Origin of the sequence: Oerskovia sp. Root918 (genome assembly GCF_001428945.1) — a bacterium.
Lineage (GTDB): Bacteria > Actinomycetota > Actinomycetes > Actinomycetales > Cellulomonadaceae > Oerskovia > Oerskovia enterophila.
Window position 1 is genome coordinate 458,462 of record NZ_LMJG01000015.1, and the last position, 16,509, is coordinate 474,970.

At 71.8% G+C, this 16,509-nt stretch carries 14 protein-coding genes and 1 riboswitch; of the genes, 8 read left to right on the top strand and 6 right to left on the bottom strand.

Annotated features, from left to right (window positions below; translation table 11 throughout):
- Window positions 1–69: 69 nt before the first annotated feature.
- From ASE27_RS17200 to ASE27_RS17215, 4 genes are all read left to right on the top strand, one after another.
- On the top strand, window positions 70–1,107 hold the full coding sequence (locus ASE27_RS17200) for an ABC transporter substrate-binding protein (RefSeq protein WP_200955969.1): 1,038 nt from the start codon (window positions 70–72) through the stop codon (window positions 1,105–1,107).
- A gap of 66 nt (window positions 1,108–1,173) precedes the next feature.
- Window positions 1,174–3,303, top strand: a complete 2,130-nt coding sequence (locus ASE27_RS17205) for a toxin glutamine deamidase domain-containing protein (RefSeq protein ID WP_056653230.1) — start codon at window positions 1,174–1,176, stop codon at window positions 3,301–3,303.
- A 231-nt stretch (window positions 3,304–3,534) separates the two neighbouring features.
- Window positions 3,535–4,152 carry a carboxymuconolactone decarboxylase family protein gene (locus ASE27_RS17210; RefSeq protein WP_056653233.1) on the top strand — a complete coding sequence of 206 codons (618 nt, stop codon included), beginning with the start codon at window positions 3,535–3,537 and terminating at the stop codon, window positions 4,150–4,152.
- Window positions 4,153–4,406: 254 nt separating this feature from the next.
- Entirely contained in the window at window positions 4,407–5,624 is a 1,218-nt protein-coding gene (locus ASE27_RS17215; RefSeq protein WP_056653236.1) for a glycoside hydrolase family 3 N-terminal domain-containing protein, read from the top strand.
- Window positions 5,625–5,876: 252 nt separating this feature from the next.
- On the opposite strand, the gene ASE27_RS17220 is transcribed toward ASE27_RS17215, so the two are convergent.
- The 6 genes from ASE27_RS17220 to ASE27_RS17245 form a co-directional block, all read right to left on the bottom strand.
- Window positions 5,877–6,596, bottom strand: a complete 720-nt coding sequence (locus ASE27_RS17220; RefSeq protein WP_056653240.1) for an ABC transporter ATP-binding protein — start codon at window positions 6,594–6,596, stop codon at window positions 5,877–5,879.
- Window positions 6,583–7,605 (bottom strand): ABC transporter ATP-binding protein, encoded by a 1,023-nt coding sequence (locus ASE27_RS17225; RefSeq protein WP_225220318.1) that lies wholly within the window; start codon window positions 7,603–7,605, stop codon window positions 6,583–6,585. The genes ASE27_RS17220 and ASE27_RS17225 overlap by 14 nt, the downstream gene beginning before the upstream one ends.
- Window positions 7,602–9,077, bottom strand: coding sequence for a branched-chain amino acid ABC transporter permease (locus ASE27_RS17230; protein WP_082609068.1), 1,476 nt, complete (start codon window positions 9,075–9,077; stop codon window positions 7,602–7,604). The genes ASE27_RS17225 and ASE27_RS17230 overlap by 4 nt, the downstream gene beginning before the upstream one ends.
- On the bottom strand, window positions 9,074–10,108 hold the full coding sequence (locus tag ASE27_RS17235; RefSeq protein WP_139107950.1) for a branched-chain amino acid ABC transporter permease: 1,035 nt from the start codon (window positions 10,106–10,108) through the stop codon (window positions 9,074–9,076). Before ASE27_RS17235 ends, ASE27_RS17230 begins: the two co-directional genes overlap by 4 nt.
- Window positions 10,109–10,280: 172 nt before the next feature.
- Window positions 10,281–11,372 carry a branched-chain amino acid ABC transporter substrate-binding protein gene (locus tag ASE27_RS17240; protein WP_235534474.1) on the bottom strand — a complete coding sequence of 364 codons (1,092 nt, stop codon included), beginning with the start codon at window positions 11,370–11,372 and terminating at the stop codon, window positions 10,281–10,283.
- A gap of 469 nt (window positions 11,373–11,841) precedes the next feature.
- Window positions 11,842–12,693: an aldo/keto reductase gene (locus ASE27_RS17245; protein ID WP_056653246.1), complete on the bottom strand. Its 852-nt coding sequence runs from the start codon at window positions 12,691–12,693 to the stop codon at window positions 11,842–11,844.
- A gap of 233 nt (window positions 12,694–12,926) precedes the next feature.
- Between ASE27_RS17245 and ASE27_RS17250 the strand changes: the two genes are divergently transcribed.
- From ASE27_RS17250 to ASE27_RS17265, 4 genes are all read left to right on the top strand, one after another.
- Window positions 12,927–14,462, top strand: a complete 1,536-nt coding sequence (locus ASE27_RS17250) for a polysaccharide deacetylase family protein (protein WP_157257686.1) — start codon at window positions 12,927–12,929, stop codon at window positions 14,460–14,462.
- Window positions 14,463–14,644: 182 nt separating this feature from the next.
- Window positions 14,645–14,848 carry a cold-shock protein gene (locus tag ASE27_RS17255; RefSeq protein WP_030152390.1) on the top strand — a complete coding sequence of 68 codons (204 nt, stop codon included), beginning with the start codon at window positions 14,645–14,647 and terminating at the stop codon, window positions 14,846–14,848.
- 131 nt (window positions 14,849–14,979) lie between these two features.
- Window positions 14,980–15,091, top strand: a riboswitch (SAM riboswitch).
- Between the two features lie 107 nt (window positions 15,092–15,198).
- Complete coding sequence (locus ASE27_RS17260; RefSeq protein ID WP_056653251.1) at window positions 15,199–15,567, top strand: hypothetical protein; 369 nt, start codon at window positions 15,199–15,201, stop codon at window positions 15,565–15,567.
- A gap of 186 nt (window positions 15,568–15,753) precedes the next feature.
- Window positions 15,754–16,455: a hypothetical protein gene (locus tag ASE27_RS17265; RefSeq protein WP_056653253.1), complete on the top strand. Its 702-nt coding sequence runs from the start codon at window positions 15,754–15,756 to the stop codon at window positions 16,453–16,455.
- The last annotated feature ends 54 nt before the right edge of the window (window positions 16,456–16,509 follow it).

Consider the following 16,509-nt stretch of genomic DNA (forward strand, 5'->3'; position numbering starts at 1 on the left):
CCCCGAGGAGTCCCCGTCCCGTGGGTCGCCCCGTGCCGACCCCGCGCGCTCCCCCGAAAGCGAAGACCCGTGACCGTCACAGCTCCCCCGCCCTCCTCCCCGCGCTCCGCTCTGCGGCGTCGTCGCACGACCGCCACCTGGGCCACCACCGTCGGCACGGCGCTGCTCCTGGCCGCGTGCTCGTCGGGGACCGACGCGGGCAGCAGCGCCCCTGCCGGCGGCACCCCGGCCGACGCCGCAGCCTGGTCCTACACCGACGCGCGCGGCACGACCGTGAGCCTCGACGAGGTCCCCGACCGCATCATCGCCACGGCCGACACCGCCCCCGTGCTCCTCGAGTACGGGATCCGCCCGGTCGGGATCATCGGCTTCTCCCGCCTGTCCCAGGAGGACCTCGCGGCGTTCGACCTCGAGGGGATCGAGCCCATCTCCGAGACGGACACCGACATCAGCCTCGAGAAGGTCCTCGCCGCCGACGCCGACCTGGTCCTCGACATCTGGAGCTCGTACAACGGCGGGAACTTCGGCAGCGTCTGGGGTGACGACATCGAGCGTGTCGAGAGCGTCGTGCCGATGGTGGGCATCAACATCACCGATGGCGCGGCCCGGACCCTGGCCGACTTCCAGGAGGTCGCCCTCAGCCTCGGTGGCTCCGAGACCGCGGCCGTCTACGCCCAGGAGAGTGCCGAGCTCGCCGAGCTGAGCGAGAAGGTCCAGGCCGTCGCCGCCACCAAGACCGACGTCGCGGTCGCCTACGCGATCCCGCTCGAGACGAGCGTCGACTACGCGGTCCCGACGTGGACGCCGCTCGGCAGCACGCTCGTCGACCTGGGCGTGACGTTCGCCGAGCTCGACAGCGAGGACGGCTTCTGGGCCTCCGCGAGCTGGGAGGAGCCCGGCGCCTACCCGGCCGACCTGATCCTCGTGCCCTCGACGTGGGCCGACGCCCCCCAGCTCGCGACCCCGACCTTCACCGCGCTGCCCGCGGTCGCCTCGGGCCAGCTGGCGCAGGTCGAGCTGCGCACGGGCTATTCCCTGACGGGGATCACGTCGCAGCTCGAGGCCTTCCTCGCGGCCTACGAGCCCGCGGCGCACGTCACGGGGTGACCGGTCCCCGCCGCCCGCAGGGCGGGGCGTCTCTCACCCCGCGGGCGGCACCCCTAGGATCTGCCCGTGAACGATTCCACGGGCCAGGCCGATCAGCACTGGACGCAGACGCTCCCGGAGGTCGCCGAGCGAGCCGCTCGGCTCCTCGGTATCGACGTCGCCACGGTCGCGACCTCGCAGCACGTCGTCCCGGGAGGGTTCCACGTCTGGGTCCCGGGACGAGGAGGAGCCCAGGCGATCATCGGGTTCGACGGCGCCGCCTACGTCCGGGAGTCGAGCTTCAGCGCACGAGAGCTCGTCGCCGCCTACCAGGCCGGCGCGCGCAACGACACGACGCTCGCGGCCACGCCGGTCAACCATGCGGCCTCCGCGGTCGCGGCCATGGTCGGCGTGCTCCGCGGAGAGCCCGCCCGCCAGGCCGGCCCCGTGGGCCCGACCGAGGACGAGCTCGCCCAGCTCGTCGGTGCACCGTTCCGGCAGACGACTCCCGACGAGCTCGCCGAACGGCTGCGGGGCCGCGGGCCGGGGGCGTACTCGATCCTCGGGATCGACCGCGCGCACGGCCCGGGGCACTGGTACGTCGCGCACTTCGACGGGAACGCCGTGACCCTGCTCGACCCGATCGCGAACCGGACCGCCGACTGGCCCCCCACCGAGGACGTCGTCCGGTGGTGGGCCGACGGCGAGCCGACCAGGCCCCCCGCGACGGTCGTGCTCGACGCACGGTCGCGCCACGGCCGTCGCGTCTGGCTGCGGACCACGCCCCGGCTCGCCCCGCAGGCGCGCGGCCTCGTCGACTGGTACGCGGCGCAACCTCCCGAGCGCGTCTGGAAGGGCCTCGGGGTGTGGCACGGGTTCTGGTGGTCGGCGCTCTCCGCGGAAGGTGACGACCTGCGGGTGGCCGCGACGGACCTCACGAAGCCAGGGGTCGAGACCATGACCTGGGACGTCGACCCGATGCTCGAGGCGCTCCGCTCGCAGGTCGAGATGGCCGCGTTCTGCAAGGTGCCGCGCGAGTCGATCCGGTTCACGCACGGCGTCCGGGTCTACGACGGCGTGTTCGAGGCCCCCGAGATCCACGTGAAGCGGTACGCCGCGACCGACGACGCCACGGGGTGGGTCATCACGCCCTTCCCCCAGCAGCCGCGCGGGGGCACCCGACTGGTGCCCGCGCACGAGGTCTGGCGCAAGGCGCCTCACCTCGTGCGCTACCTCGCCCTCCCCACGGGCTTCCACGCCGAGTGGGCCGCAGGACGCACCAGCCGGATCTGGAACCCGGCCGGCGACCTCGTCTGGGACGCCGCCGCTCGCGACGCCGCAGCCGAGCCGCCTGCCACCCCGACGCCGGCCGCCCCGACGCCGGCCGCGCCCTCGCCGTCCGACCGACGTCCGCGAGGCTCGGTCGCCTACGAGGACGCCCGCGCGGCCCTCGACGACGCGCACGCGAGCCCCGAGAGGCTGCTCGCCCTGGGCCACGGCGTGCGCGACGCGTTCGTGCGCAACGAGCACCTCGTCGGTCTTCTCCCGATCGACGCCGAGCAGGTCATGATCGCCGTCTACCGCCGGGCCGACGCCGCGGGGTCGCGCGAGGCCGCGCTCACGTGGGTGCGCGAGGCCTACTTCCGGGGTCTCGAACCTGCGGTCGATGCCGCCGCGCGCGTCGATGCGCTGGCCGCCGACGACCCGGACGGCTCCGCACACGTGCTGCGGGGCTGGATGCGCTTCAACGGCTACGGGTTCGCCCAGGACGCGTCAGCCGCCGCGGCCGACCACGAGGCCGCTGCGAGGATCGGCAACCCCGACGCCCTCTTCGAGCTCTCGGTGCTGTCCGCGACGGGTCAGGGCGTGCCGGTCGACGAGGCGCGGTCACGGCTCCTCCTCGAGAGCGCTGCCGAGGCCGGGCATCCGCGCGCCCTCTACAACGTGGCGGCCGAGCACGCGACCGGTCGGGGACGCCCGCACGACCCGCAGCGAGCGCTCGCCCTGTACGTCGCGGCGGCCGACCAGGGGCACGGGCGAGCCGCGTTCACGGCCGGAGTCATGACGCTCACCGGGGACGGCACCGCACCCGACGCGGCGCGGGCGGCTGCCCTGCTGCACCAGGCACAGGACCTCGGGTTCGACGTCGAGGGGACCGCCGAACAGCTTCCTGCTGCTCTGCGCGACCAGGTCGTGGCGCTCGTCGCCACGACCTGAGGCACGACGGCACGATCGCTCGGCCGTCGAGAAGTGAGCTGTTGACCCTCGATCCGGTGTTTCCGGGGCAACGACTCACTTCTCGACGGTGACGGCTCAGCTCGTGGGTCCTCTTCCCCTCGGACCGCGCGCCCCCTCTTCCTGCTCCGACCGCGCCGTGGGAGCCTGGAGAGGCACCCCGGGACCGTGCTCCGACCGTGGGCACGCGGCCGCCCGGGAGGGAGGTCCGCCATGAGCTGGATCCGAGAGGCCACCGAGGACGAGCCCGGCGGGGCCGTCGCGACGGCGTTCGAGCAGGATCGTGCGACACGCGGCTACGTCGCCAACCTCACGCGCCTGCTGGCCAACCGGCCCGCGGTCCTCGACGCGTGGATCGGGCTCAACGGCGCGATCAAGGCGTCCATGTCCCCCCGGCGCTACGAGCTCGCGACGCTCGCCGCGGCCCTGCGGCTCCGGTCGACGTACTGCGCGCTCGCCCACGGGGCGATCCTCGCCGAGCACCACGTCGGCGCCGAGGCGGTCCGCGAGGCCGCCGAGGGGCACGACACCGTCCAGCTCTCCCCCATCGACCGCGCGGTCATGGACCTCGCGGACAAGGTCGCGGCCGGCGCCGCCGACATGACCGAGTCCGACCTCACCGAGCTGCGGGACCTGGGCCTCGACGACGGGGAGATCCTCGACGTGATCCTGGCCGCGTCGGGGCGCTGCTTCTTCAGCTCGGTGCTCGACGGGACGGGGACGCAGGCCGACGCCGTGTTCCAGGACCTCGACCCGTCACTGCGCGACGCCCTGACCGTGGGCCGGCCGATCGCCGCCCCGGACCCCGTGGGCCGGCACCTCGCGACCTGACGGGGTGCCGCACCTCCCCCTGCCAACGTCTCGGTGCCGAGCATGCGGTTGTCGTCGTGATTCCGGGAGAACCGGACGACAACCGCATGCTCGACCGACGACAACCGCATGCTCGACCGACGACAACCGCATGCTCGGCGCCCCGGCCGCGCCGCCCCAGCACGGCACGGCCCCCGCACGACGTGACGCGAAGAACACCTCCGAGCGGCCCCGGTCGCCGGGGGGCATCCCGGGAACCGGCCTAGGGTCGAAGCATGAGGTCGTCCCGTCGAGGCGCCACGGGCGCCGCCCTGCTCGTCACCACCCTCCTGCTCGCCGCGTGCTCTCCGGGCGGCGCGACGAACGACCCGACGAACGCTCCGCCGTCGGGCAGCGACACCCCTCCCTCGCCGACGGCGAGCGCGACACCCACCCCCACCGAAGCCCCCGACCCGTCCGCCGACCCGTTGGCCGGGTGGAGCCTCGAGCAGAAGGTCGGCCAGCTCCTGATGGTCGGGGTCAACGTCGGGAAGGTCGACCAGGCGAGCTACGACGCGATCAGCTCCCACCACGTGGGCAACCTGTTCCTCGCGGGCCGCACCCAGGCCGGGACCGGGCCGGTCAAGAACCTCGTCGACTCGTTCACGGCCCTCGTCTCGGACGAGACCACGCACGGGACGCCGCTGTTCGTGTCGACCGACCAGGAGGGCGGCAAGGTCCAGGTCCTGCGCGGCCCGGGCTTCTCCGGCATCCCGAGCGCGATGGACCAGTCCGCGCTCGCGCCCGCAGAGCTGCAGGCGCAGGCCACGACCTGGGGCGCGGAGCTCGCCGCCGTGGGGGTCGACCTCAACCTCGCGCCCGTCATGGACGTCGTCACGAGCCCCGAGACCGCGCGGACCAACGCCCCGATCGGGTACTTCGGGAGGAACTACGGGTTCGGGGTCGACACCGTGACCTCGCACGCGAACGCGTTCAGCGCGGGCATGGAGGCCAGCGGCGTCGACGTCGCGATCAAGCACTTCCCCGGTCTGGGGCGGGTGGCCGGCAACACCGACGACGACGCGGGCGTGACCGACACGGTGACCACGCGCGACGCCCCGTCGGTCGAGGCGTTCCGGTCGGGGATCGACGCCGGGGCCGCGTTCGTCATGATGTCGACCGCGATCTACGACCAGATCGACCCCGGTGCGCCTGCCGCCTTCTCGCCCGTGGTCGTCGACGGGCTGCTGCGGGGAGACCTGGGCTTCCAGGGCGTCGTCATCACCGACGACGTGTCGAAGGCCGAGCAGGTCCAGGCCTGGTCGCCGGGCGACCGGGCCGTCCTGACGATCGCCGCGGGCGGCGACATGGTGCTCGCGTCGGCCGACCCTGGCGTGATCCCCGAGATGGCATCCGCCCTCGTCGAGCGCGCGCAGAGCGACCCGGGCTTCGCAGCCCAGGTCGACGCGGCGGTGCTGCGGGTCCTCGCGGCCAAGGAGAGGCTCGGCGCGTAGGTGCCGGGTGCGCCCGCGCCGGGCTGCCCCGGCAGGGCTCGGCAGGGTGCGCCAGCCCAGCCAGGCGGGCCCGCCGAACGCGTCAGGAACCCGTCCTCGGACGGCAGCGGGCGGCCGGGGCTCACCGCACCCGACCGCCCGCTGCCCGTCGTCCACACGCTGTCCACAGCGTGTTCCACACGTTGTCCCCACTGCTGTCCACAAAGTTATCCACAGACCTGGGGACAGTGTGCACAGGCCGTGACCCGGTGCTCACGCGACGCCGAGGTACGCCTCCTTGATGCTCGGGTCCGCGAGCAGCTCCCGGCCGCCCCCGGACCGCACGACCTCGCCCGTCTCCAGCACGTACGCCCGGTGCGAGCGCGAGAGCGCCTGCCGGGCGTTCTGCTCGACCAGCAGCACCGTGGTGCCCTGCGCGTTGATCTCCGAGACGATCCGGAAGATCTGCTGGATGACCATGGGTGCGAGGCCCATCGACGGCTCGTCGAGCAGCATGAGCCGCGGCCGGGCCATGAGCGCGCGCCCGATCGCGAGCATCTGCTGCTCGCCCCCGGACATGGTCCCGCCCACCTGCGACGTGCGGTCCTCGAGGCGCGGGAAGAGCTCGAAGACCCGCGCCAGCGTCTCGTCGTGCACGGCCTTGTTCTCGAACGTGCGCCCGTAGGCCCCCATCTCGAGGTTCTCCAGGACCGTCATGCCGGGGAAGATCCCCCGGCCCTCGGGGGCCTGCACGATCCCCTCGAGCACCCGCAGGTGCGGCTTCATCCGGGTGATGTCCTTGCCGTCGAACACGATCTTCCCGCGCGACAACGGCCGGATGCCCGAGACCGCGCGCATGGTCGTGGTCTTCCCGGCGCCGTTGGCCCCGATGAGGGTCACGAGCTCGCCCTCCTCGACCGTGATCGACACGCCGCGCACGGCCTCGATCCGGCCGTACGCGACCGTCATGTCGGTGATCTCAAGCAGGGGCATCTGCGTCTCCCTCAGCCAGCTCCTCGTCAGGCACGCCCAGGTAGGCGGCGATGACCTTGGGGTCGGACGTGACGTCCTCGGGGGATCCGTCGGCGATGACCTTCCCGAACTCGAGCACCACGATCCGGTCCGTCACGCCCCGCACGAGACGCATGTCGTGCTCGATGAGCAGGACCGTGTACCCGTCGTCGCGGATGTGGCGGATGAGGTCCATGAGGGCCTCCTTCTCCGCCGGGTTGAAGCCCGCCGCGGGCTCGTCGAGGCACAGCAGCTTGGGCTCGGTCGCGAGCGCACGGGCGATCTCGAGGCGCCGCTGCTCGCCGTAGGACAGGTTGCGCGCCTTCTCCGTGGCGCGCGCCCCGACCCCGACGAACTCGAGGATCGCCATGGACCGGTCGATCGCGTCGCGCTCCTCCTGCCTGTGCCGACGCGTGCGCAGCAGCGCCCCCGGCACCGAGGTCCGGTGCCGCGCGTCCGTCCCCACGACCACGTTCTCGAGGGCCGTCATCTCGTTGAAGAGCCGGATGTTCTGGAAGGTCCGGGCGATGCCCAGTCGCGTGATCTGGTTGCGCTTGGCCTTGCCCAGGACCTGCCCGTCGAACCGGACCTGGCCCCTGGTGGGCCGGTAGACGCCGGTCATGGCGTTGAACGCCGTGGTCTTCCCGGCGCCGTTGGGCCCGATCAGCCCCAGGATCTCCCCGCGCCGGATGTCGAACGTGACGCTGTCCAGGGCCGTGAGGCCACCGAACACGACCGACACGTCCTCCATCTTGAGCAGCGGCTCGCCGACCTCGGCCAGGACCTCGCGGTCGGCCGCGACGATCTCGTCGACCAGCGCGGCGTCGGCGAGCTCGGGACGCACCTCGGTCACGTCGACCAGCACGGGCTCGTCGAGCCCCGCGCCGGGCAGGTACTTCTCGGCCATGGGCTCGCCCGCGTCGGCGGACAGCGACAGGTGCGCGTCGCCGACGTCGCCGCCGGCCCCCATGCCTCCGGGTTCGTTGCTCATCGGTTCCCCCCGTCGGTCGTTCCGTCGTTCCCGGTGGGATCGCTGTCGGTCGGCCCGTCGGGCCCGCGTCCCGTGGGTGCGTTCCCGCCCGTGCTGCCGCCAGGCGCACCCGACGCACCCGACGTACCTGATGTGCCCGACGACGGAGCGGACGTCGCGTACGCGGCCTGCGGGCCGCCGTCGGGCATCTTGGCGAGCGTGCGGCGCGCCGCGACGTACAGCTCGCGCCCGTACGTGAGCAGCTTCTGCCGGACGGGTATGAGCCCCTGCGGCCTGAAGATCATGAGCACCATGAGCGCGACCCCGAAGAACAGGTACTTGTAGTTCGCGATCGCGTTGCCGTCGATCGGGATGCCGAACAGCGACGTGCGCCCCAGGAAGAAGTTCGGCAGGTAAACGATGATGAACGCCCCGAGGATCACGCCCAGCTTGTTGCCCTGGCCGCCGAGCACGACCGCGCACAGGAACAGCACCGAGTTGATGATGTTGAAGTTCGTCGGGATGACGAACTGGACCTGGCCCGCGTAGATCGCCCCCGAGACGCCACCGATCGACGCCCCGATCACGAACGCCCACAGCTTGAACTTGAACGTGGGGACGCCCATGATCTCGGCTGCGTCCTCGTCCTCGCGGATCGCGACCCACGCGCGGCCCACGCGCGAGCGCTCGAGGTTCCCCACGAGCAGCAGCGAGATGATGATGAAGACGAGCGACAGCCAGAACCACCACACGCCCGAGTTGAGCGTGCTCCCCACGTTGCCCGCCGAGAACACGCCGTTGGGCAGCTCCTCGGTCACGCCGAGCCGCGGGTAGGCGACCGACTTGAGGCCCTGACCACCGCCCGTGATCTCGTCGAGGTTGTCCGCGAGCAGACGCACGATCTCACCGAAGCCGAGCGTCACGATCGCGAGGTAGTCGCCGCGCAGTCGCAGCGTGGGCGACCCCAGGACCAGGCCCGACATGGCCGTGATCGCGACCGCGACCGGCAGGATCGCGAGCCACGCCCAGTCGTCGGACAGCCAGCCCTCGGGCTGGGTCACGTTCCACGGGCTGTCGGGGCTCGTGAGGATCGCGAGCGTGTACGCGCCGATCGCGTAGAAGCCCACGTAGCCGAGGTCGAGCAGGCCCGCCTGCCCGACCACGACGTTGAGCCCGATCGCGATGAGCGCGTACATCCCGAACTGGGCCATGACGGCGCCGAAGTTGGTGCCGACCGTGGTCAGGACCGGGATGTTGAGGATCGGCAGGAGCGCGATGAACAGGACGAACGGCGCCCCGAACGCCCACTGGGCCGGGCGCGCGAGCGCGTCCCACCACAGGCGCAGCCGGTCCCCCGCGCCCCCGTGGGGGCGCTGGGCGACGGGCGTCTGGCCCGCGGGCGGGAGCTCGGGGCGGGGGCGAGCCGGTGATGCCGGTGCCGCCTGCCCCGATCCTGTCGTGCCGGCGTTCTCTGCAGGAGTGCTGGTGCTCATGCTCGCGCCCTCCCCAAGGACTCGCCGAGGATGCCGGTCGGTCGGAACATCAGGACCACGATCAGCAGGACGAACGCGACGACGTCGCGCCACTCGGTGCCGAACACGACCTGGCCGTAGTTCTCCATGACGCCCAGCAGCAGACCACCGAGCAGCGCCCCGCGCAGGTTGCCGATCCCGCCGAGGACCGCCGCGGAGAACGCCTTGATGCCGAGGATGAAGCCGCCCGAGTAGATGATCCCGTTGGGCACGCGCAGCGTGTAGAGCAGGGCCGCGGCCCCGGCCAGGACGCCGCCGATGAGGAACGTCAGCATGATGATGCGCTCGCGCGAGACGCCCATGAGCGTCGCGGTCACGGGGTCCTGCGCGACCGCGCGGATGCCGCGGCCGAACTTGGTCCGGTTGATGAACATGTCGGTCGCGAGGGCCAGGATCAGGGCCGAGAAGATGATGATGAGCGTGACGTTGGTGACGTTGGCGCCGAAGATCTGGAACTGGACCTCGGGCTCGACCAGCCGGATGGGCTGCTCGGCGTTCACGCCGCCCAGCTCGCCGCCCGTCAGGGCCGGGAGCACGAAGTGCACGAACTCCTGGATGACGAACGAGGCGCCGATCGCGGTGATGAGGAAGACGAGCGACGGGGCCCCGCGTTTGCGCAGCGGTCTGTAGGCCACGCGTTCGAGCCCGACGGCGGCCCCTCCCGCGACCACCATGCCGCCGATCATCGCGATCCCCAGGTAGAGGACGGTCAGCAGGACGCCCTTGTCGAACGCGTCGCCGCTCGGGTAGAACCCGAGCGCGAGGAGCGTGGCGTACTGCCCGAACATGCCGAGCATGAAGATCTCGGAGTGGGCGAAGTTGATGAGGCGCAGCACCCCGTAGACGAGCGTGTAGCCCACGGCGACGAGCGCGTAGACCGCGCCGTAGGTCAGGCCGTCGACGGTGAGGGCCCAGAAGTTGCGGCCCAGGGCCGCGAGGTCGAATCCGATGAGTGGGTCTGCGGCGAGGACGTCGTGGACGAGCATCGACATGCTGCTCCTTCGAGCCGGTGGGAGGGCGGTCGGCCGACCGCGGTGCGCCCGCCCCGCGAGGAGGCGGGCGCACCGCGGCCCGCTCGGCGGCTGCCGTCAGGGCACACCGCCCCCGGCCCGGTCGTGCTCGACCAGGTGGGGGCGGCGCTCCGGACCGGCAGGCGCCGACCGGCTACTTGACCTCGTAGATCCAGATCAGGGCCGACGAGAGCTCGCCCGTGTCGTCCCACTTGTAGGTGCGGGCCAGGCCCTCACCGTCGTAGTTCGTCACGAAGTCGAGCATCCCGGCACGGTCCGTCACACCCGACGCGATCGCGGTGAGCATGATCGTGGCCAGGTCGTAGCCCTCGACCGAGTACACGCCGGGAGCCTGACCGTTGAGCGCCTCGTAGGCCGAGGCGAACTCGTCAGGAGCCGGGCCGCACGGGCACGACAGGATCGCGCCCTTGGACGCCGCGCCCGCCTGGGTCACGAACTGCGGGTCGTTGGTGCCGTCCGCGGACACGAACGGGATGTCGACGCCCGCGTCACGCAGCTGCTGCGCGAACGGCGCGGCCTCGGCGTAGTAGCCGGCGTAGAAGACCGCGTCGGCGTCCGAGCTCGAGATGATCTGGGTCGCCGCCGCGAAGTCCTTGTCACCGACCTTGACCTCGGCCGAGCACGAGTCGTCCGCCGCTTCACCGAGGCCCGCGGTGATCTCCTTGGCGAGGCCCACGCCGTAGTCCGAGTTGTCCTGGACGACGCAGACCTTGTCGTAGCCGAGCGTGTCCACCATGTACTTGGCGACCGCGGGGCCCTGGACCGCGTCGTTGGCAAGACCGCGGAAGAACGTCTTCCAGCCGTTCTTGGTGATGTCGGGGTTGGTCGCCGACGCCGACAGCGACGGCAGGCCCGCCTGGCTGAAGACGTCGCCCGTCGCGGAGGTCTCACCCGAGAACGCCGGGCCGAGGAGAGCGATGACGCTCGCGTCGCCGACGATCTGCGGAGCGACCTGGGTGGCCTTCTGCGGGTCGCCCTCGGTGTCGAACTCCTTGATGGTGACCTGGCAGCCCGCGTTCGCGGCGTTGAACGCGTCCACCGCGACCTTGGCGCCGTAGAGGATGTTCTGCCCGAGCGCGGCGTTGGGGCCGGTCAGTGCGCCCGCCATCGCGATCGAGGTCCCCTCGGCGCACTCGGCCGTGCCGTCACCGGCCGGGTCGACGGGGTCGCCCGACGTCGAGACCGGGACCTCCTGGCCGTCGATGTCGATCTGGACGGAAGGCACGATCGCGAGGTCGGCCGTGCCGGTCTCGCTCGACGACTCTGTCGATCCTGTGTTGTCCCCCTGAGACTGAGTACCGCATGCGGTGATGGCGAGGGTGGCAGCCAGCGCGAGTGCCAGCCCACCCGTCGTTCGACGTGCTGTGCGTTGCATTCCGAACCTCCGTGCGCCAGATCGCACCCGGGTGCTCAGATTCCTCGCACCCGCGGTGGATCACCTGAATATTCAGCACTGAATATCGTGCTGACGATGGCACAGGTCGGACGCGCGCGAAACCCCAGATGCACAATTGCAACCAGAGAGTCACACACGGCGAACCGGACAACGTGCCCGACGTTCCGGGCTCGGGTCCTGACGACCTGAGTGCCTGGAACGTATGCGGACACCGTTACGCGAGACTCCGTCCCGCGTTACGGGGCCGTCACGGGGACGTCTCGATTCGGCGGAGGCGCAGGTGAGGGACGGCCCGAGGTCAGGACGGGTACTGCGAGAACGCGGCTGTCGCGGGGTCGGAACCCAGGCGGGCGTCCGAGTCGAGCCCGTCGATCGCGGCGACCTCGTCGGACGAGAGCTCGAACCCGAACACGTCGATGTTCGCGGCGAGACGCTCGAGGTTCACCGACTTGGGGATGACGACCCGTCCCCCCTGGACGTGCCAGCGCAGGATCGCCTGGGCGGGGGTGACGCCGTGCGCGGCGGCGACCTTCGCCACGACGGGGTGGTCGAGGTCGGCACCCCGACCGAGCGGCGAGTACGCCTCGACCGCGATGCCCGCGGCGAGCGTCGCGGCCTGCGTGGCGCGCTGCTGGTACGTCGGGTGGACCTCGATCTGGTTGACGGCGGGCACCACGTCGGTCTCGGCGAGGAGCCGCCCGAGGTGGTCGGGCAGGAAGTTCGACACACCGATCGCGCGCGCCGCGCCGTCGGCGTAGAGCTTCTCGAACGCCCGCCAGGTCTCGACGTAGAGGTCCTTGCTGGGGACCGGCCAGTGGATCAGGTACAGGTCGACGACCTCGAGGTCGAGGGCCTCGCGCGAGTCCTCGAAGGCCTGGAGGGCGGACTCGAACCCCTGGTCGCCGTTGCGCAGCTTGGTCGTCACGAAGACCTCGTCACGGTGCAGCCCGCTCGCTCGCAGCGCCGCGCCGACCCCGGCCTCGTTGTAGTAGCCGGCCGCGGTGTCGATGTGCCGGTAGCCCGCCTCGAGCGCCTCCTCGACGTTCTGCTGGGTCGCGTCGTCGGGCACCTTGAAGACGCCGAGGCCGACCTGCGGGACGGTGACGCCGTTGTTCAGCACGACGCCGGGGACCTGGGAGGGAGAGACCATCACTCAGTTCTACCCCGCGTGCGGCCGTGGGCACCACCCGCCACGTGGCGGGTGGTGCCGCCTCGCACGCCTCGAGGGGCGACTGCGGCCGGGTACGCGACGCGTGCGCGGCGCGTGAAGGTCGTGGAGCACCTGGGGCGGCCGTGCGAGGGGTCGAGGCGGACGCTGTGGCGCTCGCCTCATCGGCCCGTCCGGACGCGACGCGCACCGTCCCTGCGTGGCACGGTGGCCTGATGTCCCCGCACGCCTCCCCGTCCCGCGGTCTGCCGCCGGGCGGTTCCTCCCCTGCGCGCCCGCAGAACCGGGCTGTCCGGGTCGTCGCCGCCCTCGTCGCCCTGCTGGTCGTCGCCGCGGGCGTCACGTTCTTCCTGACGCGCGCGTCCGCACAGCCGTCGGCTCAGCCCTCGCCCGCCCCGTCGCCGACCGCGACCAAGGTCCCCGCGGAGCGGGTCGACCCGCCTGCGGTGCTCGACCCGACGTCCGTCGAGAACCTCGAGATCCACCAGGAGTCGACCGCGGACACGGGCGACGCCCGCTCGATCTCGACCGTCGCGATCCCCGGCGAGCACTCGCTGGGACGGGCGTTCGGTCGCTTCGTCGACGCGACGACGCAGGCCTACGAGGCTGCGGTCGACCCCACCGCGACGGGCAACGAGCTCAACGTCGGCTGGGACCTGGTGCTCGCGCAGGGCGACGTGCTGGGCGTGCACGCCTCGACCTACGCCTTCACGGGCGGGGCGAACGGTGAGCTCGGCAGCCAGACCTTCTACACCGACCTCCCGCGCGCGACCACGACGTGGTCGGCCGACCTGCTCACCGCGGACGGCCGCAAGCAGGCCGCGGAGTGGGCGGGAGCGGCGCTCGCGGCAGCGGGGCTGGGGTTCGGCGAGCCTGTGCCGTCGTCGGAGGACACGTTCCGGGACGTCCGTCTCGGGCCCGACGGCGCCGCGACCCTGGTCTTCTCGCCCGGTCTGGTCTCGGCACGGGCCGACGGGGAGCTCGCCGTGCGGCTCGAGCCGGACGCGACCCGGTCCGTCCTGTCGGCCGTCGGCAAGCAGCTCGCCGAGGTCGCGGCGAGCGGTGCACCCTTCATGGGGATCGCCCCGCCCCCTGTCGAGGAGCCGCCCGTGGCCGCACCGCCCCCCGCCTCGCCCGACGCGCCGGACTGCTCGGTGCTCAAGTGCATCGCCCTGACCTTCGACGACGGCCCCGGCAAGTACACGTCCCAGCTCCTCGACACCCTCGCCGAGAAGCAGGCCAGGGCCACGTTCTTCCTCGTCGGGCGGTCCGTCCAGGCGAACCCCGACCTGGTGCGTCGCGAGGTCGCGGAGGGGCACGCCGTCGGGAACCACACGTGGTCCCACCCCGACCTGTCGAAGCTCGGCACCGACCAGATCTCGCAGGAGCTGCAGTCGACCGCGGACGCGGTCGAGGCCGCGTCGGGCGTCCGACCGACGCTCGTACGGCCTCCGTACGGCGCGACGAGCGATACTGTGACGAGTGTCCTCTCCCAGCGCAACGAGCCGGCGATCCTGTGGAACGTCGACACCGAGGACTGGAAGAACAAGGACTCGGCCATGACCTCGGAGCGGGCCCTCGCAGGTGCCCGACCTGGGGCGATCCTGCTGATGCACGACATCCACGCCTCGACCGTGTCGGCCGTGCCCGGCATCGTGGACAGCCTGCGGGCTGCTGGTTACACGCTCGTGACCGTGCCCGATTTGCTCGGTCATGACCTGGTTGGGGGACACAAGTACTTCAATCGTTAGCAACAGGGGTAGCACAGTCGGAGTAACCCCTGTACCGTTACCGGTGAGATTGCAGTGCCTCGCTTGTCCTTGCGCAACGGCCCCATGCCACCGCGAACCTTGTTACCCAAGAGTTGACGACGAACACCGTGATGTTCGGCTCCAGATCATGGAGCTGTTTGAAACTCTAGAAGGAGATCCCCATGGCATTGGGAACCGTGAAGTGGTTCAACGGCGAGAAGGGCTACGGCTTCATCGCACCTGAGGACGGCAGCGCCGACGTGTTCGCGCACTACTCCGCCATCCAGACGCAGGGCTTCCGCTCGCTCGAGGAGAACCAGCGCGTCGAGTTCGACGTGACGCAGGGCCCCAAGGGCCCGCAGGCGGAGAACATCCGCCCGCTCTGATCTCACTCGCCTCCGGGCGTAGCTGATCATTGAACGAGTGCCCCCGACCGGTTCGCCGGTCGGGGGCACTCGTGCGTCCAGGACCAGGTACCCCTGTGCCTGGTCCTGGACGCCGTGGTAGAACTGAGAACGGTCCAGAGGACCAGCGAACCGCCCTCCGGCGTGCTGGTCCGGCAACCGCGCGACGCGCACGGTGCTCCCGGAGGAAGACCCGCCCCCACACCCGTGGGGGAAGAGCGAGCAGCCCCACGCCGCAGCGCTCGTCCTCGTGCCCCTCGCCCTGGGCCTCGCTCGGGTGGGTGCCCGCACGCGGGTGAGCTCCGCCGTCGGGCACGGAGAGAAGGAGCACCATGGCCCAGCACGTCATGGAACGCCGGGCGAGCACCGCCCCCTGTCCCGTACCGACCGTGTGCGACCGGTACGACACCGGGCACCTCCTGCACCCCGTCCACGCACGCATGCTGGGCAACCGGCCCTGGGGCTGGCGCGACGGCACGGTCCGCGCGGTGCGACCGGTCGACGGAGGCGTCGAGGTCGTCGTCGAGTACACGACGGGTGAGGGAGCGTGCCGCGTGTGGCACCACACGGGGCTCGACCTGCCCGGCGGGCTGACCGTGCGCGTGCACGAGCAGTACCACGCGCTCGAGCTCGCGGGACAGCCGCTCAACGTCCGGCTCCTGGGTGGGGTGGGCTGCGTGCCGGAGCCCGCTCCCCGCTGAGTGCATGGTTCGGCAGGGGGGGTGGGCTGCGTACCGGAGCCCGCTCCCCGCTGAGTGCATGGTTCGGCAGGGACTCGCCGGGCGTGTCGCTGCCGAACCACGCACTCGACGGAACGGAGGGGCGGCGAACCGCGTTGAACCGGTGAGGGCACCCGCCCTCGACGGTTCGACCAGAAGGACACGCTCATGGGATTCCTCGACCGCCTCCTCAGCCGCACCCCGCAGGACGAGGGGATGCCGCGCCGCCACGCGACCTACGACGGCCACGAGTCCCCCGTGTACGGCACCCCGCCCCCCGCTCCGACGGGTCCGGGGCGCAGCGAGGACGACGTCGCGATCGACCGCTACCGTTACCTGCTGCGCACGGCTCCCCCTGAGGCCGTCGAGCAGGCGCACACCGAGGCGTTCGAGCGGCTCACGCCCGAGCAGCGGCGCCGTGTGCTCACCGACCTCGGCGAGAACCTGCCGCCCGCCGAGCGCGCGACCTCCGACGACCCGCAGTCGCTCGCCCGCATGGCGACCCGCGCCGAGATGCGCAACCCCGGCACGCTCGAGCGGTCGTTCGGCGGCCGGCAAGGGGTCGGCGGCCCGGGCGGGCCCGGCATGGGCTCGATGATCGGCTCGAGCATGCTCGGCACCATCGCGGGCGTCGTGATCGGCTCCGCGGTCGCCAACATGATGTTCGGCCCGATGTTCGGCGACCCGACCGCGAACCTCGCGGGCGACGGCGGGACGGGAGGCGAGGGGGATCCCGGGACGACCGAGGCCGACCCTGGAGCGGGCGACACGGGCGGTGAGGTCACCGAGGCCGGAGGGGACCTCGGCGGTGACTTCGGTGGGTTCGGCGACTTCGGTGGTGGGGACTTCGGAGGGTTCGGGGACTTCTGAGCCCTGACCCGCCGCTGAGTGCGTGGTTCGGCAGCGACTCGACCGGCGTGTCGC